The sequence below is a fragment of the Nocardia sp. NPDC058658 genome (assembly GCF_042716665.1).
In the GTDB taxonomy this organism is placed as follows: domain Bacteria; phylum Actinomycetota; class Actinomycetes; order Mycobacteriales; family Mycobacteriaceae; genus Nocardia.
The window spans coordinates 378,556-396,914 of the sequence record NZ_JBHXRR010000001.1; the positions used below are offsets into that span (position 1 = coordinate 378,556).

Here is an 18,359-nt window from a genome sequence, read left to right on the forward strand (position 1 = left end):
GCCGCGCTTCCACCCGGTTTCGGTGGGATCAGGCCCCGATGACGGCGTTCATGATGGTGCCCGCGCTGGTGGCGACCGCGCCGCCCGCCATGGCACTGGCGATCATCTTCGGCGACTGCAGACCACCGCCGTTCCACTTCTCCCAGGCGAAGCGGCCACCGCCGTAGGTGATGGCGGTGACGCCGGAAAGCAGGATCATCCAGGTGAAATACCGTCCCAGCTGCATCACCTTGTCGGCCATCGGCGGTGCCTCCGGCGTGGGATTGCCCACCTGGGCGACAACGATGCCGTACGTGTCGTGCACTGCGGCCAGGATCATGCTCACGATCGGTGCTCCTTCGTCGGTTGCTCGTGGTGAAGCCGATGACGAGAACTCGTGACGCGGTAGAACCCAGATATGTTGAACATTCAACCTCATGGGCGTTTCGGTGACGTGGGCGACACTCCGCGTAAACCATGAGCGCAGTCACAGTCCCAGAGCCGTGCCTGTGTCGCGCCGTGCCCCTACTATCGAATGTGCGGGGCTCGTTCAGATTCGGCGCGACGAGGCGCTGACCACCACCTTCATCGCTCGACTACCGTACCGCGAGGAGGGCACCATGGCTTTCCTGATTCCCTTGTTCGTCGCGTTTCTTCTGGTGACCGCAGCAGTGGTAGCGGCTTCCTACGCCACCGTTTCCCTGACCTATTGGTTTGAATCACGCCGGATTCGTCCGGAACAGTCCGACCCGCAACCTGCACGCTGAGCCCCGTTCCGACTCGATGTCCCGGTATCCCGTGAGGTACCGGGACATCGTCTGTTTCGCCCCCGTTCCGGTCAGGGCAGATCGAGACCGGACTGCGACGCGATCACCGCGGCCTGCACGCGTGACTGCACGCCGAGCTTGCTCAGCACCCGGGAGACGTGCGTTTTCACGGTGGCCTCCCCGATGTGCAGGCGCGTACCGATCTGGATATTGGACAGGCCTGCGCCGAGGCCGGCGAGGACCTGCCGTTCGCGGTCGGTGAGCGCGGAGAGGTCGGGCGGGGGCGGAACCTCGGCCACGCGAGGCAGCGCGGCGATCACCGCGCGCGTCACCTTCGGGTCGAGGACAGCGTCTCCTTCGGCCACGGCCAAGACGGCGCTGACCAGGTCGTCACCGCCCACGGACTTGAGCAGGAACCCGCTCGCACCGGCCGAGAGCGCGCCGAGGACGTACTCGTCGATCGCGAAGGTGGTGAGCACCAGCACCTTCGCGCTGGTCTCGGCGACCACGGCAGCGGTGGCTTCCAGACCGTCGACGCGCGGCATGCGCACGTCCATCAGCACCACGTCGGGGCTCAGGGCACGGGCTTGCCTGACTGCAGCCGCGCCGTCGGCCGCTTCACCGATCACTCGCACCTCACCCGAGGCTTCGAGGAGCATTTTCAGTCCCGCGCGGATGGTGGCGTGGTCGTCGGCGACCAGCACTGTGACGGTCATTTGTCTCCCAAGGGAATTCGCGCGCACACGCGCCAGATGCCGTCCTCCGAGCCCGCGGCGATGGAGCCGTCGACGGATTCCGCACGAAAGATCATGTTGCGCAGTCCGTTTCCACTACCTCGGGCGATGTCCGGTGGGATCGGGTTCGTCGCGGTCATCACCAATCGGGTGGCATCGCGGCGCAATTCGATGTCGAGTGGCGCACCGGGTGCGTGTTTGGTGGCGTTGGTGAGGGTTTCGCTCAGGATCCGGGTGAGGACGGCCTCAACCGCGGTGGGGAGTTCGAGGTCGGCGGGTCGGCGCAGGGTCACCGTGCCGCCCGCTGCCTCGGCCGCGTCGATCAGGCCGTCGAGGGAGGCCAGTCGCGTGGTCACGGCAGTGTCGTCGGGGGCGGTGAGCAGGTCGATGGTCGTGCGCATTTCCTCCAGTGCGGCGAGGCTGCTCGAGCGGATCGTCTGCAGAACCGCGAGATCGCCGGGCTTCTTCTGCGCCACTTCAGCGAGGATGGCGACGGCGGAGACGTGTCCTGCCACCGCGTCGTGCAGGTCGCGGGCCAGCCGCCTTCGCTCCTCGCCGACAGCGGCGGACCGTTCCGCGTCGCGGGCGGAGAGCTCGGCGCGGGCCGCGTCGCGTTCGGCATCGACCATGCGCCGGGAGGCGCGGACCGCACGGGCGTAGCCGAGCGGCGACCAGGTGAGCGCGACACCGAACAGCGTGGCATACAACCCCGCCCGAATACCCGCCACGCTCAGCACCAGCAGCGCCCCACCCACGGTCACGATCAGCGCGAACCAGCCGACCACCGCACCCAATCGATTCGACCCGGCACTGACGGCCAGGAAGATCACATCGGTCAGCGCGATCCACAGCGGCAACGACGGACCGAACGAGAAATCCGCGGCCAGCAACGCGACCATCAAGCCGAAGGCGAGAGCGGGTCGCCATTGCGCGGTGAGCTGGATCGCCAGTGCCGCGCACAGCAGTGTCACCTTCACCAGCGGCGGATACGGGTCACGGTCGGCGACCAACGACCAACCGCCCGCGGCCCACAGCAACAGCCCTACCAGGAAAACCCCGATGGCCGCCGAGGTCGAACTGTCGAACGCCTCCCCGAGCCGGTCCATGGGCGTGCGACGTGGGGGCATCTGCCCATTTCAGCACATGCGGCGCGAGCCTGGAGTCCCCCGAAGGACGGACCGGTCGAGGACCGGAAGCGGGACGCCCCGCGCCCCCAGCGACCACCACAGTGGAGATATGGAAGAACTGCGCAATCCCGTTCTACTGACCATCGCGGCATGCGAAGTCGGCTTCTGGGTGCTGGTGATCGGCGGCTTGCTGCTGCGTTACGTGATCCGGCTGCCGCGCGCGAGCACGGTGACGCTGGCACTGGTGCCGGTGCTCGACGTGGTGCTCGTGGTCGCGGTGGCGATCGACCTGCACCGCGGCGGCGAGGTGACCTTCGCTCACCGCGTCGCCGGGATCTACCTCGGCTGCACGGTGATGTTCGGTGGCCGGATGATCCGCTGGGCCGACGAGCGTTTCGCTCACCGCTTCGCCGCCGGACCGGCCCCGGTCAAGGTTCCCAAGCATGGACCGGAGCGAACCCGCAAGGAATGGGCCGATTTCGCCCGCTGGCTCGGCGCTGCCGCCATCGCAGGCGCACTGACCCTGGTGTTGAGCTACACGGTCGCCGACGCTACGCAACGGGAGCAGTTGATGGGCGTGTTCGGCAGCCTCGGGGTGATCACCGTGATCTGGCTGCTCACCGGGCCGGTATGGGTCACGGGGTCGCGACGCAGCTGAAACCTGCCGATCGCGTCATACCAAGGAAATCGAGGCGCGCGTAGTGGCATGTGACCGATACGTTAATCGTTGTTAGTCGGAGCAACGAAAGGACGTCGGTGGCGACTGAAACCGCGAGCCCAGCAGTCGGCTTCCGGTCGGAGCGGGGTGCGATTCTCACCTCGTTGATGCTGGCGACCGGGCTCATCGCGCTCGACTCGACCATCATCGCGACCGCGGTCCTCACCATCACCGACACCCTCGGCGGGTTCTCGATGTTCCCGTGGTTGTTCTCCATCTACCTTCTCGCACAGGCTGTTGCGGTGCCGATCTACGGCAAGCTCGCGGACATGGTCGGTCGCAAGCCGGTGATCCTGTTCGGGATCGCGGCGTTCGCGGTGGGGTCGCTGCTGTGCGGCCTGGCCACAAGCATGGTGGCGCTCATCGCCTTTCGGGCGATTCAGGGGATCGGCGCCGGGGCGATCCAGCCGATGACGATGGTGATCGCCGGTGATCTGTACACCCTCGCGGAGCGGGCCAAGGTGCAGGGTTATCTGGCGGGAGTGTGGGCCAGTTCGGCGGTGTTGGGACCGCTGCTCGGCGGGCTGTTCGCCGATCATCTGAGCTGGCGGTGGATCTTTCTGATCAATCTGCCGCTGTGCGCTGTCGCGGGGTGGATGTTGGTGCGCCACTTCACCGAATCGGCGGTGCGCAGTACGCAACGGATCGACTATCCGGGCGCGATCCTGCTCACGCTCGGTGCGGGTGGTTTGATCCTGGCCTTGCTCGAGGGCGGTCAGGCCTGGGAGTGGGCCTCGCCGGTCTCGCTCGGTCTGTTCGCGGGCAGCGCGGTGGTATTGGCGCTGTTCGTTGTCGTCGAGTTGCGGACGGCGAATCCGGTTCTGCCGCTGTGGATCTTCACCCGGCGGGTGGTGATCGCGAGCAGCACGGTCTCTCTGATGGTCGGTGCTGTCATCCTGGGATTGACCTCGTATGTGCCCACTTTCGCCCAGGGCGTGCTCGGGACCAGCGCGCTCGTCGCCGGTCTCACCGTCGGCGGACTCACGCTCGGCTGGCCACTCACCGCGACCCTGTCCGGAAAACTGTATCTGCGCTGGGGTTTTCGCATCTGCGGCCTGGTCGGCGGCACCCTCACCGTCCTCGGCTGCGCGACCACCCTGCTCGTCGGCCCCCAGTCGAACCCGTGGCAGATCGCGGCCTCCTGCTTCCTGATCGGCGCAGGCATGGGCCTGGTCGCCTCCCCCACCCTCATCGCCGCCCAAGCCAGCGCGCAATGGCACGAACGCGGCGTTGTCACCTCCGCCAACATGTTCGCCCGCTCCCTCGGCAGCGCACTCGGCGTCGCCCTGTTCGGCGCCATCGTCAACGCGGGCATCCACGACCCCGACCACCCCGCCCCCACCGAACTCGCCCACGGCATCCACCTGGTCTTCCTCGCCATGCTGGCCATGGCCGCGGTACTGCTCGTCGCAGCCGCAACCATGCCGGGCCGCACCACGACGGTCGGTAGCGACTGACCGTTGTGCCCGTGCGCGACAACGGGTCTGATCGGAACCCGCCGATATCCGCTAGCGTCGTCAACATGGCGGAATCGGGTAGTTCGACGGAGCGGACCGCAGACGAGGCCGAATGGTGGGCGCGGCGCGCAAGTTCATTCGGCGCTCGAGCAGCCGAGTACGCCGAACATCGCCCGGACTATCCTGCGGCCGCGATCCGGTGGGCGTTGGAGCTGTGCGGTGACCGCCGCCTCGTCGTCCTCGACCTGGCTGCGGGTACGGGCAAGCTCAGCGGCGGTTTGCTCGCCGCCGGGGCCGAGGTGATCGCTGTGGAACCGGACGAGGCGATGCGCGCCGAGCTGGTTCGCTTGTTTCCCGACATCACGGCGCTGCCGGGCACTGCGGAAGCAATTCCGCTGGCAGACGGGTCGGTCGACGCGGTCGTGGTCGGACAAGCATTTCACTTCTTCGATCGGGAGCAGGCGTTTCCGGAGATCGCGCGGGTCTTGCGCGATGACGGAGTGTTCGCCACGTTGTCGAATATCGATGATGGTCGGGTCCCTTGGGTCGCGGGACTGCAGAAGGCAATGCGCAAAGGCTTGTCACTCCCGCCATCGTCATCGCCGCCGCCGACAAATCGGCTGACGCATCCGCTGTTCACCGAGTTCGAGCGGGCCGAGTTTCCTCATTCACAGACGCGCACTGCGGAGTCGCTCACGACCACCATTGGCACCTACTCGCATACCACCGTGATTCCCGCGCGGCAGCGGGACGAATTGCTCAGTGGGATCAGAGCTTACCTGCGAGCGCACCCGGAGACTGCACTGGGCGAGTTCGACTTTCCACTGCGTACCAGAGTGATTCGCGCGGTGCGCCTCACCTCCGAGACTCAGTGAGCGCGGGTCCGGGTGCACGCTGCGGACCTCGCGGCGACGACAATGCCCCGGACCCGAATCTCGCGTCCAGGTTGTTCTTCAGTCGACCTCCGCCGCGGATTCGAGCTGTGGGGGCGTAGTCATCCCGACGAACTCGTGGCGCGTAGCTCTCAGGGTGATGAGGCGGCCGTCGAGGTCGGCGTCTACGTCGGGTTCGACGGTGGCCGACGTCGAGGCAACGGTTCACCTCGGACGCGAAATCCAGCGCGCGGTCTGAGACCACCATTTGTGCCCGTGAGTAACTCTCGCGCAAGGCTTCCCGGGCCGCCTCGAACTTGGCGAGATCGGGGGTGCGGCCACCGCATTTCTCGTCGAGATAGTGCCGGGTTGCCGCTCGGCAGGAATGTGCCGTGGAGTTGAGGTCCGCGTACACCGTCCGCTTCTCGTCGGTGGACTCTTTTCGGGTGAGCTCCCGCAGCTCCTCGGCTCGATTGTCGCGCTGCACCTTCGCGTCGACGCGCTTGCTGCGAATCGCGAAGACCTGCGTCACGATGCCGCCACCGAGCGTTCCGACGACCGTGATCGAGGCAACCGCGACATTGGTCCAATCCATGCAGACGATTCTTCCTGTCTGCCACCAACATTCGCCACCCGGCAGGCTCCCGTCAGTGCAGGTGGTCGGTCAGGGAGCCGTTGGTACCGAAAAGCTCGGTGGTCCAGTGTTCGAGTAGTGCGCTGTTGTCGACGTCGTCGGGATGGAAGCCCGGTTTCAGGTAGTCCCGCACTCGACGCCGGACCGTTCGGGACACGAAGGGCGTATGCCGTATCGCCGCAATGCTTTTGGCCAGTCGGACCGGGTTGCGGGTCGCGCGGTCGCCGAGCAGCGACACGGTGGAATTCACTGCGATGCTCGTGCCGAACAGGACGAGGATCGCGCACATCGCCGCGATTCTGCGAAATTCCGCGCCGCCGACGCTGCGATAGACATCGAAGGCGACCGCCCGATGTTCTGATTCCTCGACCGCGTGCCACAGCAGCATCGAGCGAACCTCGGTCGAGCCGAGCAGTTCCTGGGCCTTCTCGTCTTGGAGGAGAGTCTCGGCGAACACCGCGGTGAAATGTTCCAGCGCGGCGGTGATCGCCAAACACGTCAGCGGCGAGAGCAGCCGTTCGTAAGCGTGCAGGACCCACCGGGTGGCGCGCTCCTCCCTGCGAGTGGGATAGCCCATCTGCTGGAGTCGCTCGTTCAGCTCCCGATGCTCCCTGCCGTGCGTGATCTCCTGACCGATGAAGCCGCGAACCTGCTGCGCGAGTTCGGGATCGGTGATCGAGTCCGCATATCGGCGGTGAGCAACTCGGCCTTCGTCGGAAAATGGTGCAGCAGGGCGCCCAGGGAAACGCCGGCCCGATGCGCGACCTCGCTCGTGGTCGTCCCGCGGAAACCGAACTCCACCAGTGCGTCGAACGCCGCGTCGAGCAATATCCGCCGGGTCTCCTCGCGTCGTTCGACCTGGGTCCGTCGCGTCCTCTGCCCTGTCACGCCATCGAGAATGACACAACTAACCGGAAACAGATCCGGTTTCTTCCTAATCCTCTCGTAGAACAAACGGACTGGTCAGCGGGCTGATGGTGTGCGGCCGACGTGTTCGGGTTCGGTGGCCGCCCACCTCTAGGCCGAGTGTTGTTCCGCTCGGCGGACTACATCGACGACCTCATCTGGGGTGAATTCGACGACGCGGCGGACTCGGGAGTTGGCCACTGGTGCCAGGTCGACGGTGATCGGGGCGCCTGGGGCGGGGTGGGTGATTGCGGTGATGCGGTCTTGGAGGTAGCCGCCGTCGGGGACCGGGACGCGGATGATGTCGCCGACGGTGAGGGCTTCGGCGCGGATTCGGCCTCGGGTGGAGGTGGGGTCGAGGGTGCCGGAGCGGGTGTGGCCGACGGTGGCGCCGAGGCCGCGTTCGGCGATGGTCCACCAGACCTGGGCTTCGGGGTCGTCGGGGCCGATTCTGGTGTGCCAGGACAGGATTCGGTCGCGTTCGGCTTCGGCGGCGGCGCGGGTTTCGTGCAGGGATATCTGTCGGCGGACCGGGGCGTTGCGGGTGCGGGTGGTGCCCGCGGCGCCGTCGACGACGAGGATCCAGCGGGCGCCGACGGCTTCGTCGCGGCGGGCGGTGACGCGTTTGGCCAGGGCGAGGCCGGGGGTGGCGCCGAGGTGGTCGGCGGCTTCCTCGATGCTCTCGACCAAGCCGAGTGAGCGCAGCAACTCGGCGACCGACAGTTCCGAAGTGGCCAGTTCCTGCGCGAGTGCGGGCATGGGGGTGCGGCGACGCCAGCCGATGCGGGCGCAGTGTTCGTGGCGAGTGAACCACAGGCCGCTGCGGGTGCGCCGGTGGTTTTCCACCACCACGGCCCACCAGTTCCAGTCCGGTTCGGCGACCAGGCGGGCGCGGATCCAGCGTTCACGGTCGGCGGTCGGGACCCGTTCCTCGGGTGGCACGAAGTGGCGCAGAGCGGCGCGCACCGCCGATTCGGTGCGCCCGACCGTGTGGGCCGTACGGGCCAGGTCGGCGCCCGCGCGCAGGTCGTCGGCCAGTATTCGGTACTCGGATTCGCGCCAGGTGGTTCCGTGCTGGCGTGGCGGCCGCAGATCGCCGCGGTCTTCGTCACTCATCATGTGCCCCCGTTCTCGCACCCCGGCCACCGTCGCGCCGGGCTGGTTCTGTGACCCTTTCGACGATACCGCTGGGGTATGACAGAAAATGCTTGTCTGCCAGCGGCTTTCCAGCAAACGGGGCGACGACGCCCCCTGGTGGGGCAGGCGAGTTCGCTTTGATCAACCGTGGCTGATGTCACCACCGCGGGTGCGAGGAAATACCGGCGGCCGGGCACGGGTTGGCCTCCATAGGGGCAACACACAGTCGAGGAGGCTCATGAGCGCCGTCACATTGTCGGTTCTTGATCTGGCACCGGTGCAGTCCGATGCGACGGCGGGTGACGCGCTGCACGCCACCACCCGCTTCGCCCAGCACGCCGAGGAGCAGGGCTTTCGCCGATTCTGGGTGGCCGAGCACCACAATATGCCGGGCATCGCGAGCGCGGCGCCCGCGGTGGTGCTGGCGCATCTGGCCGCGTCCACCTCGACGATCCGGGTCGGTTCCGGCGGGGTGATGTTGCCGAATCATCCGCCGCTGGTGGTGGCCGAGCAGTTCGGCACCCTGGAGTCGCTGCATCCCGGACGGATCGATCTCGGGATCGGCCGCGCGCCCGGCACCGATCCAGTGACCGCGCGTGCGCTGCGCCGCAGTGCCGAAGGACTCGGCGGGGACGCGTTTCCCCAGGAGCTCACCGCGCTGATCGGGTTCTTCCGTGGCGCCGACCCGAACGGGATCGTGGCAAGCCCTGGTCTCGGCGCGGAACCGGAAGTGTGGTTGCTCGGTTCCAGTGGTTACAGCGCGCAGGTGGCTGCCGCGCTCGGTCTGCCGTTCGCGTTCGCGCATCACATCGCGCCGGACAACACCGTCGCCGCGCTGACGCTCTATCGCGACAACTTCCGCCCGTCGCCGACGCTGAGTGAGCCGTACACGATCGTGGCCGCGTCGGCGTTGTGTGCCGACACCGATGCCGAGGCCGATCGGCTCGCCGCACCCCGCGACCTCGCCTTCGCGAACCTGCGTTCCGGGCGCCCCCAAGCGCTGGCCACCCCCGAGCAAGCCGCTGGCTTTCCCGGCACCGATGCCGAACGTCACTTCGCGCAGCAGCGCCGGGCCGGGCAATTGCAGGGGTCGCCGGAGACCGTGCGGGAACAGGCGGCGCAACTACTCGACGCCACCTCCCCCGACGAGCTCATGCTCAACACCCTCGTCTACGACCTCGATGCCCGCATCCGCTCGCTCGATCTCACGAAGAAGGCGATCAACGGCTGACCGTCAGCGCAGCCGGAATCCCCTGGCGACCAAGGACTCTCGCAGACGGTGGCGGCCGTTGAGCGAGGCTTTGGAAGCCAGCCGGGCCAGGGTGCGCTCGGTCCACGAGAACGGCAAGCCCTGGTCGGTGTAGATCTCACCGATCCGCTGTTCGTATTCGGCGACCGGCTGGCGCTGAACAGCCAGGTCGTAGGTCTCCTGGTGCAGGACCGCCGCCTGCGGTAGGCGCGGCTTGACCCTGGTGCCCTCCGCCGGGTCGGGGTGGCCGACCACCAGACCGAAGACGGCGAAGACGTGATCGGGCAGATTCAGTTCGGCCGCAACGGCTTCCGGGTCGTTGCGCAGCGCGCCGATGTACACCGTGCCGAGGCCGAGCGATTCCGCGGCGACCACCGCGTTCTGTGCGGCGAGCGCGGCGTCGACGAATCCGACGTAGCTGGATTCGAGATAGTCGGCGCCGTCCAAGGGTGCGCCGTGGTCGTCGGCGAGCTGACGAACCCGGGCGAAGTCGGCCGTCCAGACCAGCAGCACCGGCGCCTGCTCGATATGCGCCTGACCACCGGCGATCGCGGCCAACCTGGCCCGGCGCGCCGGGTCACGCACCTCGATCACACTCCAGACCTGCAGGTTCGACGATGTCGCCGCGGATTGCGCGGCCGACACCAACAGCCGAACAGTGCTGGGCGACACCGGATCCGGGAGATAGCGGCGGACCGATTTGTGCGCGTGCAACACCTCGAGCACCGGATTCCACTCGACGGGAATCTCGGAGGACGGATCGGCGTAGCGCTGCTGCACGGGGTGGACGGGACTCGGCGCGGTCTGGGTCATGGGTGACATCGTCGCCGCTGCGTGCCGTCGCCGTCTGCGGTAAATCTCACCATGAACCGAACCGCGACTCGGGTCGGCCCGTCGATACAGTGAGGCGGGGAGCCTGCCGACCGGTGGGACGAGAGAGTGCGGCATGGGCAAGGTTTTCGACCGGATCGACGACAAGTTACGGGCCTTCATCACCGACCAGCCGATGTTCTTCATCGGCACCGCGCCCTCGGTCGGCGGCCACGTCAACGTCTCCCCGAAGGGTTATCGCGACACCTTCGCCGTGCTCGACGACCACACTGTCGCCTATCTCGATCTGTTCGGCAGCGGCTCCGAGACGATCGCGCACCTGCGCGAGAACGGCCGGATCACCGTGATGTTCTGCTCGTTCACCCGCACCACCCGGATCCTGCGACTCTTCGGCGCCGGGCGCGTCGTTCGCCCCGACTCCGCAGAATTCGACACGCTGCGTGCGCTTTTCGGCACCGGGCACCCAGGAATCCGTGCGGTGGTGGTGGTTTCGGTGGATCGGATCGCCGACTCGTGCGGCTGGTCGGTGCCCAAGATGGACCTCGTCGAGGAGCGCTCCATCCTCGACGACGCCCACGCTCGCCGCACCGACGACGATTTTGCCCGTCGCATCGCCGGCGACAACTCCACCAGCATCGACGGGCTCCCCGCGCTGGAATCGGATCATCCGGTGCCGTCCAGCGTTCGGGGCTGACCTCAGGTCGGCACCCTGGTCACCGCGATCGCAGGTTCGGACAGGCTGCCGAGATAAAGGGTGCCGTTGTGTTCGGCGACGGCGGTGACCAGCGCGTAGTCGGTGCCCTCGCGCTGCAGGTCGTGGACGATGGTGCCGTCGAAGTCGAGTGCGAGCACCCAGACCGAGCGGGCGGGCGCGGGCGTCAGGATGTCGGGCAGGGCGTCGACGATGCGTCGCACGATGCCCGGGAGCGGGAACAGCATGTCCAGCAACGGGTTACGTGGCGCGACGATGCCGACCCAGACCAGTCCGTCGCTGCCGATCAGCATGTTGTCGGGTGAGCCGGGCAGGTTCTCGGCGACGTAGTCGGTGGTGCCGGCGCGCGGGCCGGTGAGCCAGTACCGCGTGATCCGGTAGGCGCCGGTCTCGGCGACCAGCAGGCAGGATCGGTCCGGAGCGAGCACCACGCCGTTGGCGAATTGGAGGCCGTCGATGAGCACTTCGAGGTGTCCGTCCGGGCCACGGCGGATCAGTTGCCCGCTGCCGGAATGCTCGAGAATGTCGGTCATCCACTCCTCGAACGGCCATCGCCGGGTCGAGATCGTGAAATAGATCGTGCCGTCGTCGTCGCGAATCACGTTGCTGGGGAAGGCGATCGGCTCGCCGTCGAGTTCACCGACGACGACTTCCAATTCACCGCCCGCCTCGGCCAGCCGAACGATGCCCCGACCCGCCACACAGATCAGCAGGGAACCTTCGGCATCGGCGTGCAGGCCCAGTGGCCGCCCACCCGCATCAGCAATCCGCTCGACCATGCCGCTCGCCGGGTCGACGCGCCAGATCGCACCGTCGTCTGTCCCGGTGACGATCCGGCCGTCGGGCAGCACGACGACGTCCTCCGGGCCGTTGCCCGGCAGCGGCAACAAGCGGAGCGGCGGCATCGGCGGATCGCTGTGGGTCTGCCGCGCACGAGCGGTGGGGCGGGGCGGGGTCCAGCGGTGAGGGCGCATCGGCATGCCCATTGCTATCACGACGAGCGTCGCCAACGGGTGTCTGTCGAAAACGCCGGTGCCGCAATGGTTCTGTTCGAGCGACAACCCGCAGGTGCCACGGCAGGCGCCGCGCACGGCTAAAGTGCGACGGTGAACACCGGATCCGCAAGCACGCTGCTCGACCGTCTCCTCGCACCGCAACCCGCCCCCGCCTGGTGGTTGGTGCTCGCCACCGCGGCGGTGGCGTTGATCCTCGTCGGATATCGCCCGTTATGGCGGCTGACCAGGGCCGCGGTGACCGTGGCGCACGAGGGCGGGCACGCGTTGATCGCACTGCTCACCGGACGCAGGCTGCACGCGATCACCCTGCACACCGATACCTCGGGGCTGACCGTGTCGAGCGGCAAACCCACCGGTCCCGGCATGATTCTCACCGCGGCCGCCGGCTATCCCGCACCGGCGCTGCTCGGCCTCGGTTATGCAGCGCTGCTCGGCACCGGCCGGGTGACGGTGATGCTGTGGGCGACGCTGTTGATGTTGGCCGCGGTGCTGATCAAGGTGCGCAATATGTACGGACTGCTCACCGTGCTGGTGCTCGGCGCGCTGGTGTTCGGGGTGTCGTGGTTCGGCAGCGATCTGTTGCAGGCCGCGTTCGCGTATCTGGCGGCGTGGTTCCTGCTGGCCGCGGCGGTGCGGCCGGTTTTCGAACTGCAACGTGGTCGGCGCAGGCAGCCGGGGCGCACCGATTCCGACGCCGACCAGCTGGCCCGGTTGACCCATCTACCCGCGGTGCTGTGGGTGCTGTTCTTCGCGGCGATCTGCCTGGCGGCGCTGGTGGTGGGTGCGATGTTGATGCTGGCGCCGGTGGAGCAGCTGCATCCGCTGCTTCAGCGGTGATCGGCGATCCAGGCGTCGACGGCCTCGGTGACGAGCACGCTCGGCGGCTGCAGCGCGTTGAGCGTGACGCCGGGTTCGTCCGGTTGTAGCGGTTCGAGGGTGTCGAGCTGGGAATCGAGGAGCACCGTCGGCATGAAGTGGCCGAGGCGTCCGGTCATCCGGCGCAGCAGTTCGTCGCGGGTGGCGCCCAGGTACACGAAGTAGGTTTCCGGCGCCATCGCGCGCAGACGGTCACGGTAGACGCGGCGCAGCGCCGAGCAGGTGGCCACGCCGCCGGTGTCGTGGTGTTCGGCGAGCCAGCCGCCGACGGTGTCGAGCCAGGGCCAGCGATCCTCGTCGGTGAGCGGGGTGCCCGAGGCCATTTTCTCGATGTTGGCCACCGGATGGAAGTCGTCACCTTCGGCGTACGGGACTTCCAGGCGATCGGCGGTCAGCGCGCCGACCGTCGTCTTCCCACACCCCGACACCCCCATCACCACGATGACAGGTTCGACCACAGCGACCTCCTCGTCCGGAAAAACGTCTGCACAGCGTGCCTGCTCGATCGAGGGTAGCGGCGGCGGCGACTCCCCCGGCGTCGATCAGGGAATCGGGCGGTCGGTGGGCAGGTTGACGAAACTCGGCGACGCGGGGTCCAGCCGCAGGTGCTGGGGCTCGAGGCCGCTGGCGTTGAGCATCGGGCGGAACGGGAGCGCTTTGGGCGCGTTGCCCGCGAACACGTCGATGCGCAGCCGGTGTCCGGGTGCCAGGACGGCCTGGGTCGGGATGACCGCGACGTCGATGTCGATGGGAACGCCGGGGTCCACCGGGAGCAGCCGGTCGACGGTGAGCGGGTTGAAGGGCGCGGTGAAGTCGCCGTTGATCGAGCGCGCGCTGCGGCGTTCGTCGACGGCCCGCATCGAGGAGGTGAGCTGGCCGGTGGTGAGGACGGTGGAGGTTCCGTCGGGCGACACGTCGTTGACGGTGACGTTCCAGAATCCGTCGGTGGCGTCGTGGATCGTGTTGAGCCGCACGTTGATCGGGCCCGAGATGACCGTCTGCTCGGTCAGTGGCGCGCTGGTGAAGGTGAGGCCGTTGCGTTCGGCGATGCGGGAGTCCTTCGCACAGGCGTCGAAGGCGGCTGTCATGCCTGCCGCACCCTGTGCCGCGTCGCGCGAGCAGACCTGGTTCACACCCGGTGCGACGGTGAGCTTTTCCGTCGTCGTCGGTGCGGTGGCGCGCAGCGAGCCGTCGTGCAGGCTGTCCTCGGTGCTGCCGCTGGGCGCGGCGGACAGGTAGACCCGACGGTGCGTGACGCCCGGCTGCGGGAACTCCCGCAGGGTGATCCAGCTGCCGCCTTGCTGTTTCACGGTGACAGGCCCGAATCCCTCGATGCCGCTGTCGATGTCCTTGAGCCACTTGTCGAACCAAGCTCGCTGCAGTACGTCCAGGCGCGGCGGTGCGCCCGGAACTCCGGTTCCCGCACCGGGATTGGCGTGATAGGTGTCGCCGACGATGAGCTGCTTGCGGCCGGCGGGCAGCGGGATCTGTTCGTAGAGTTTGGTGGCGCTGTTGGCGAAGATGTCGTGCCAGCCGCCGTAGACGAAGGTCGGCACGGTGACGTTCTCGGGGTGGCCCATGATCGCCTCACGGAAGGCGGAGGTGTCGTCGAGTGCGCCGTCGAGGGCGGGCGGCATGTTCGACAGCGACGGCGTGAGCAGTGACTGAGCCAACAGGTCGAAGTTGGTGGTGGGGTCGGCGAGTCGATCGTTGAACCAGGTCCAGTCGAAGGTGCCATCGACCATCGAGGCCACGTCGGGGACGAGTTTGAGCTGGTTGACCGAGTTCAGCCACAGCGGAAGGAAGGTGGTGCCGACGCCGCCGCCGGGGGCGACCACGTCACGCATGAGGTCGCTGCCGGGTTCGACCGGGAAGATCGCCTGCAGTGCGGGCGGGGCGTTCTCGGCGGCACGCAACTGGTTGATCCCCGAATAGGAACCGCCGCTCATCCCGATCCGCCCGTTCGACCACGGCTGACGCGCCGCCCAGTCGATCACTTCGCGGGTGTCGAGCTGTTCGCGCACACCGAGGGTGTCCCATTTGCCCTGTGACAGACCGGTTCCGCGCACATCGGCCACGACGACGGTGTAGCCGGCGCTGACGAGTTTGCGGTCGACGCCGAGCATGGTCTGGATCATGCCGCCGTCCAAAGCCTGCATGAGGTCACCGAAACCGCTGATCGGGGTGGTGGACAGGTTCAGCCTGCGCACGATGTCGACGGCGGTGGACTGCAGGCCCGGAGTCGCGGCGGCCGATTCGATCAGGCCGGTCATGAGTTTCGAATACGGGGTCAGGCTGACGATCACCGGCAGCGGCTTCTGCTCGATCACGCCCGCGGCGTCGGCGGGGCGGTAGACGTCGGCCTTGAGGACGACACCGTCACTCATCGTGAGCTGCACCCCGCGTTCCACCCGCACCTCGGGATAGGCGCCCGGCCCGTCGTGTAGTGCGGTCCACTTCGCGGCCGGTGCGTCCGGGGGCTGCCCACCGGCGGGCCCACCACCGCAGCCGAGCACCACGACCACCGCGAGGATCGTCACCAGCATCCGGACGAACCCGCGTTCCGAACTTTTACCCATGAATCGCTCCCGACCGGTTCGTCTCCACCGTTGACCAAGCCACCGCACGATCGGCGCGGAAACTGTAACAACGGCAACGAGTTGAGCAGGCCAGCGTCGGCCCGCTCGGACTGTCGCTGTGAACACGCGTTGTTCCAGTTCAGCGCGATATTGGGCTCCTCTTTCTTGTCAGTGCCTGGTGGTTGACTGCAGTTCATGCCGGTGCGATTGGGGCCGGTCTCTTATCCATCGCCGAGGAGGACGTTCAACAATGCCGACACGCGACGAAGCTTGGCCGCAGGGAACTCCCTGCTGGATCGACTGTCAGGTGGACGACACCACCGCCGCCCGCGATTTCTACAGCACGCTGTTCAGTTGGGAAGTCCAGGACGGCCCCGCCGAAGCAGGCGGGTATCTCATGGCCACCCTCGATGGCCGACCGGCGGCGGGCATCGGGCCTAAACCCGAAGGTATGGGCGACATGCCGTCGGTGTGGACGACGTATTTCGCCGCGGAAAGCGCCGACGAGATCGCCGAACGCGTGGGCACCGCGGGCGGGCAGGTGTTCATGCCACCGTTCGACGTGCTCGATGTGGGGCGCATGTTCATCGCGGCCGACCCCGCAGGCGGTGTGTTCGGTGTGTGGGAAGCCAAGGCGCACAATGGTTGCGGGGTATTCAACCAGAACGGTGCCTACTACTGGAACGAACTGCACACCCCCGCCTACGACCAGGCGCACGAGTTCTACAACACGGTTTTCGGCTGGCAGTACAAAGAGATCGGCGACGGGGTGAACCTCACCTACTCGACCTTCGCGCTGCCCGGTGCCGACAACGACGGCGGCGGCATGATGGACGCCTCAGCCCTGAACACCCCGCCCTACTGGCTCACCTGGATCCAGGTCGACGGCACCGACAAAGCCCTGGCCAAGGCCACCGAGCTGGGCGCCTCGGTGATCATGGGTCCCGACGACAGCCCGTTCGGCCGGATGGGGATCCTGCAGGCGCCCCAGGGTGAGGTGTTCGGCGTGATCGATCCGGCCGAGGCGGTCGGGGAGGTGCCCACCGGTTCCTGAGACCGCGTCAGCGCTGCGCGGCCAGCTGGATATCGAGGAGCAGTCGGTCCTCGGGATCGTTCAGGTCGATTCCGAGGACCGACTCCACCCGCCGCAGCCGGTAGCGCAGGGTGTTCGGGTGCACGCGCAACGTGTCCGCGGCGACGCGCACCTCACCGTGCGCGCGCAGGTACGCCTGGACCGATGTGCGCAGGTCGGTGGCGTGGGTCCGGTCGTAGTCGTCGAGTGCGGTCAGGCGCGGGTCGTGCAGGCGCGGGTGGTCGCGGATCAACGCCATGATCTCGGCCAGCAGGACCGCGGTCCTGGCGTCGGCGAGGGTGGCGACCCGGCTGCCCGACGGGTCGGCGATCGGGCTGTCGAGCACGCGGTCGACCTCGGCGCGCGCCCCCGCGACCGCGGTCAGGCCGGCGACGGGCACGGCGATCGCGGCCCGCACCACCAGTGCGCGGGTCTGCTCGAGCTGGGTGACCAGCTTGCGCACCCAGGAGCCGACGCCGCGCTCGGAGTGGTAGCCCGGCAGCAGCACATAGACCCGCTCGCCGATCGACTCCGTGACCGAGTCGTCACGAAAAGCACTGGCGTGCAAGCGGATCAAGCCACTCGACGAGGCCAGATCGGCGGCGGAACCGACCGGCGCGAAGCCGATCACGGCGGCGGGACCGGTGGTCGCCAGGTTCAGTGCGGCGGCGACCGAGGGCACGTCGACGCCGTCGCCGTGCGCGCCGAACAGCCTGCGCACGAGCACGGCTTCGGTCGAGGGCGCGTCCATCCGTCGCGCGATGATCCTGGCCGCCACCGCCGACGCACCACGCAACACCTGTGCCGCATCGGGCCGAAGCGGTCCGGCGCCCTGCTGCAACCAGATGGTTCCGAGCATGCGGGCTTGCGCACCGTCGGCGCCGCGGCGGATGCCGACGACCAGCCGGCGCCGGATGTCGAGCTCGGGATGTTCGGGCACGTCGACGACCTCGTCACTGCCGCGCACCCGGTCGAACACACCCCACTCGCGCAGAATCCGCAGGTAGTCGCTCGGGCCTTCCCGGCCGAGGATGGACTGGATGCGCAGCCGGTCGGCCGACGCGTCCGAGGCCGAATACGCGAGCACGCGCGACTGCGGGTCCTCGATCGAGACCATGCCGCCGGTTTCCCTGGCCAGCACCTGAGCCAGCCCGAACAGGTCGGTGTCGGGGGCGAGTTCGTCGGAGGCCGCGCGCTGTCCCGGCGAGCGGGCCAGCATCCGGCGGATCAGCGAGAACACCTGGTCCCAGCGTGCCTGCCGGTGAACATGCACCAGCGCGATGCCGGCGGCATGGGCAGCGGCGCGCACGGCGGGCGAGTCGTTGGCGCTCTTGGTCATCAGCACGCGCGGCCGCTGCCCGGGGTCGCGCTCGCCGACCTCGCGCAACCATCCAGCGGTGGCGGCGGCGTCGACACCGACCAGCAGGAACACCGCGCCGTCCCCGTCGCGGTGTTCGGGCAGGTCAGCGGGCTCGGCCAGGACCACTGTCCGCACCGCAACCTCGCGGCCCGCGGGCGCGTCGACGAGGGTGGCGACGGTGTGGTCGAGGGCGGCCAGCAACTCGCGCAACGTCGTGTTCCCGTCGGACATCGAGCACCTCCACTGTTGGCCGATCGGACAAAGTATCGATCACATCTTCGTCCGATCAGATGATTATCGCCCCTGCGAACAGGTGTTGACTACGTCACATCC

General features: G+C 67.8%; 19 protein-coding genes and 1 pseudogene. 8 read left to right on the top strand and 12 right to left on the bottom strand.

Annotated features, from left to right (window positions below):
- Positions 1-28: 28 nt before the first annotated feature.
- A complete protein-coding gene (locus ACFWUP_RS01780; protein WP_174555379.1) occupies positions 29-319 on the bottom strand; it encodes a hypothetical protein in 291 nt (96 codons plus the stop codon).
- Between the two features lie 280 nt (positions 320-599).
- Between ACFWUP_RS01780 and ACFWUP_RS01785 the strand changes: the two genes are divergently transcribed.
- Entirely contained in the window at positions 600-746 is a 147-nt protein-coding gene (locus ACFWUP_RS01785; RefSeq protein WP_379229744.1) for a hypothetical protein, read from the top strand.
- A gap of 71 nt (positions 747-817) precedes the next feature.
- Here the strand turns inward: ACFWUP_RS01785 and ACFWUP_RS01790 are convergent, their stop codons facing one another.
- Both ACFWUP_RS01790 and ACFWUP_RS01795 read right to left on the bottom strand, forming a co-directional pair.
- Positions 818-1,462 (bottom strand): response regulator, encoded by a 645-nt coding sequence (locus tag ACFWUP_RS01790; RefSeq protein ID WP_379229746.1) that lies wholly within the window; start codon positions 1,460-1,462, stop codon positions 818-820.
- Positions 1,459-2,607 carry a sensor histidine kinase gene (locus ACFWUP_RS01795; protein WP_379229748.1) on the bottom strand — a complete coding sequence of 383 codons (1,149 nt, stop codon included), beginning with the start codon at positions 2,605-2,607 and terminating at the stop codon, positions 1,459-1,461. The genes ACFWUP_RS01790 and ACFWUP_RS01795 overlap by 4 nt, the downstream gene beginning before the upstream one ends.
- A 109-nt stretch (positions 2,608-2,716) precedes the next feature.
- On the opposite strand from ACFWUP_RS01795, the gene ACFWUP_RS01800 reads away from it, so the two are divergent.
- The 3 genes from ACFWUP_RS01800 (at position 2,717) to ACFWUP_RS01810 (ending at position 5,657) form a co-directional block, all read left to right on the top strand.
- Positions 2,717-3,265 carry a hypothetical protein gene (locus ACFWUP_RS01800; protein WP_379229750.1) on the top strand — a complete coding sequence of 183 codons (549 nt, stop codon included), beginning with the start codon at positions 2,717-2,719 and terminating at the stop codon, positions 3,263-3,265.
- A gap of 98 nt (positions 3,266-3,363) precedes the next feature.
- Positions 3,364-4,782 carry an MDR family MFS transporter gene (locus ACFWUP_RS01805; RefSeq protein ID WP_379229752.1) on the top strand — a complete coding sequence of 473 codons (1,419 nt, stop codon included), beginning with the start codon at positions 3,364-3,366 and terminating at the stop codon, positions 4,780-4,782.
- A 65-nt stretch (positions 4,783-4,847) separates the two neighbouring features.
- The gene (locus ACFWUP_RS01810) at positions 4,848-5,657 is read left to right on the top strand and encodes a class I SAM-dependent methyltransferase (RefSeq protein WP_379229754.1); all 810 of its coding nucleotides are present in this window, start codon (positions 4,848-4,850) and stop codon (positions 5,655-5,657) included.
- Here ACFWUP_RS01810 and ACFWUP_RS01815 read toward each other — a convergent pair.
- From ACFWUP_RS01815 to ACFWUP_RS01830, 4 genes and pseudogenes are all read right to left on the bottom strand, one after another.
- On the bottom strand, positions 5,638-6,249 hold the full coding sequence (locus ACFWUP_RS01815; protein WP_379229756.1) for a hypothetical protein: 612 nt from the start codon (positions 6,247-6,249) through the stop codon (positions 5,638-5,640). The genes ACFWUP_RS01810 and ACFWUP_RS01815 overlap by 20 nt on opposite strands.
- 52 nt (positions 6,250-6,301) lie before the next feature.
- A pseudogene (locus tag ACFWUP_RS01820) lies at positions 6,302-6,982 on the bottom strand (metal-dependent hydrolase); the annotation flags it as partial.
- The gene (locus ACFWUP_RS01825; RefSeq protein ID WP_379230921.1) at positions 6,883-7,176 is read right to left on the bottom strand and encodes a TetR/AcrR family transcriptional regulator; all 294 of its coding nucleotides are present in this window, start codon (positions 7,174-7,176) and stop codon (positions 6,883-6,885) included. The pseudogene ACFWUP_RS01820 and the gene ACFWUP_RS01825, both read right to left, overlap by 100 nt.
- Before the next feature lie 129 nt (positions 7,177-7,305).
- Positions 7,306-8,310 carry a hypothetical protein gene (locus ACFWUP_RS01830; protein ID WP_379229758.1) on the bottom strand — a complete coding sequence of 335 codons (1,005 nt, stop codon included), beginning with the start codon at positions 8,308-8,310 and terminating at the stop codon, positions 7,306-7,308.
- 259 nt (positions 8,311-8,569) lie between these two features.
- On the opposite strand from ACFWUP_RS01830, the gene ACFWUP_RS01835 reads away from it, so the two are divergent.
- The gene (locus ACFWUP_RS01835; protein WP_379229760.1) at positions 8,570-9,562 is read left to right on the top strand and encodes an LLM class flavin-dependent oxidoreductase; all 993 of its coding nucleotides are present in this window, start codon (positions 8,570-8,572) and stop codon (positions 9,560-9,562) included.
- Positions 9,563-9,565: 3 nt separating this feature from the next.
- Here the strand turns inward: ACFWUP_RS01835 and ACFWUP_RS01840 are convergent, their stop codons facing one another.
- On the bottom strand, positions 9,566-10,393 hold the full coding sequence (locus ACFWUP_RS01840) for an NADPH-dependent oxidoreductase (RefSeq protein WP_379229761.1): 828 nt from the start codon (positions 10,391-10,393) through the stop codon (positions 9,566-9,568).
- Between the two features lie 133 nt (positions 10,394-10,526).
- Between ACFWUP_RS01840 and ACFWUP_RS01845 the strand changes: the two genes are divergently transcribed.
- Positions 10,527-11,105, top strand: coding sequence for a pyridoxamine 5'-phosphate oxidase family protein (locus tag ACFWUP_RS01845; RefSeq protein WP_379229763.1), 579 nt, complete (start codon positions 10,527-10,529; stop codon positions 11,103-11,105).
- A 2-nt stretch (positions 11,106-11,107) separates the two neighbouring features.
- Here ACFWUP_RS01845 and ACFWUP_RS01850 read toward each other — a convergent pair whose 3' ends face one another.
- A complete protein-coding gene (locus ACFWUP_RS01850) occupies positions 11,108-12,103 on the bottom strand; it encodes an SMP-30/gluconolactonase/LRE family protein (RefSeq protein WP_379229765.1) in 996 nt (331 codons plus the stop codon).
- A gap of 126 nt (positions 12,104-12,229) precedes the next feature.
- Between ACFWUP_RS01850 and ACFWUP_RS01855 the strand changes: the two genes are divergently transcribed.
- Positions 12,230-12,976, top strand: coding sequence for a M50 family metallopeptidase (locus tag ACFWUP_RS01855; protein ID WP_379229766.1), 747 nt, complete (start codon positions 12,230-12,232; stop codon positions 12,974-12,976).
- Here the strand turns inward: ACFWUP_RS01855 and ACFWUP_RS01860 are convergent.
- The gene (locus tag ACFWUP_RS01860) at positions 12,967-13,449 is read right to left on the bottom strand and encodes a gluconokinase (protein ID WP_379230923.1); all 483 of its coding nucleotides are present in this window, start codon (positions 13,447-13,449) and stop codon (positions 12,967-12,969) included. The two genes, ACFWUP_RS01855 and ACFWUP_RS01860, sit on opposite strands and share 10 nt — an antisense overlap.
- A gap of 108 nt (positions 13,450-13,557) precedes the next feature.
- Positions 13,558-15,594 (bottom strand): CocE/NonD family hydrolase, encoded by a 2,037-nt coding sequence (locus ACFWUP_RS01865; RefSeq protein WP_379229768.1) that lies wholly within the window; start codon positions 15,592-15,594, stop codon positions 13,558-13,560.
- 307 nt (positions 15,595-15,901) lie between these two features.
- Between ACFWUP_RS01865 and ACFWUP_RS01870 the strand changes: the two genes are divergently transcribed.
- Positions 15,902-16,648, top strand: coding sequence for a VOC family protein (locus tag ACFWUP_RS01870; protein WP_379229770.1), 747 nt, complete (start codon positions 15,902-15,904; stop codon positions 16,646-16,648).
- Between the two features lie 7 nt (positions 16,649-16,655).
- On the opposite strand, the gene ACFWUP_RS01875 is transcribed toward ACFWUP_RS01870, so the two are convergent.
- Positions 16,656-18,257, bottom strand: a complete 1,602-nt coding sequence (locus tag ACFWUP_RS01875; protein WP_379229772.1) for a PucR family transcriptional regulator — start codon at positions 18,255-18,257, stop codon at positions 16,656-16,658.
- Positions 18,258-18,359: the final 102 nt, after the last annotated feature.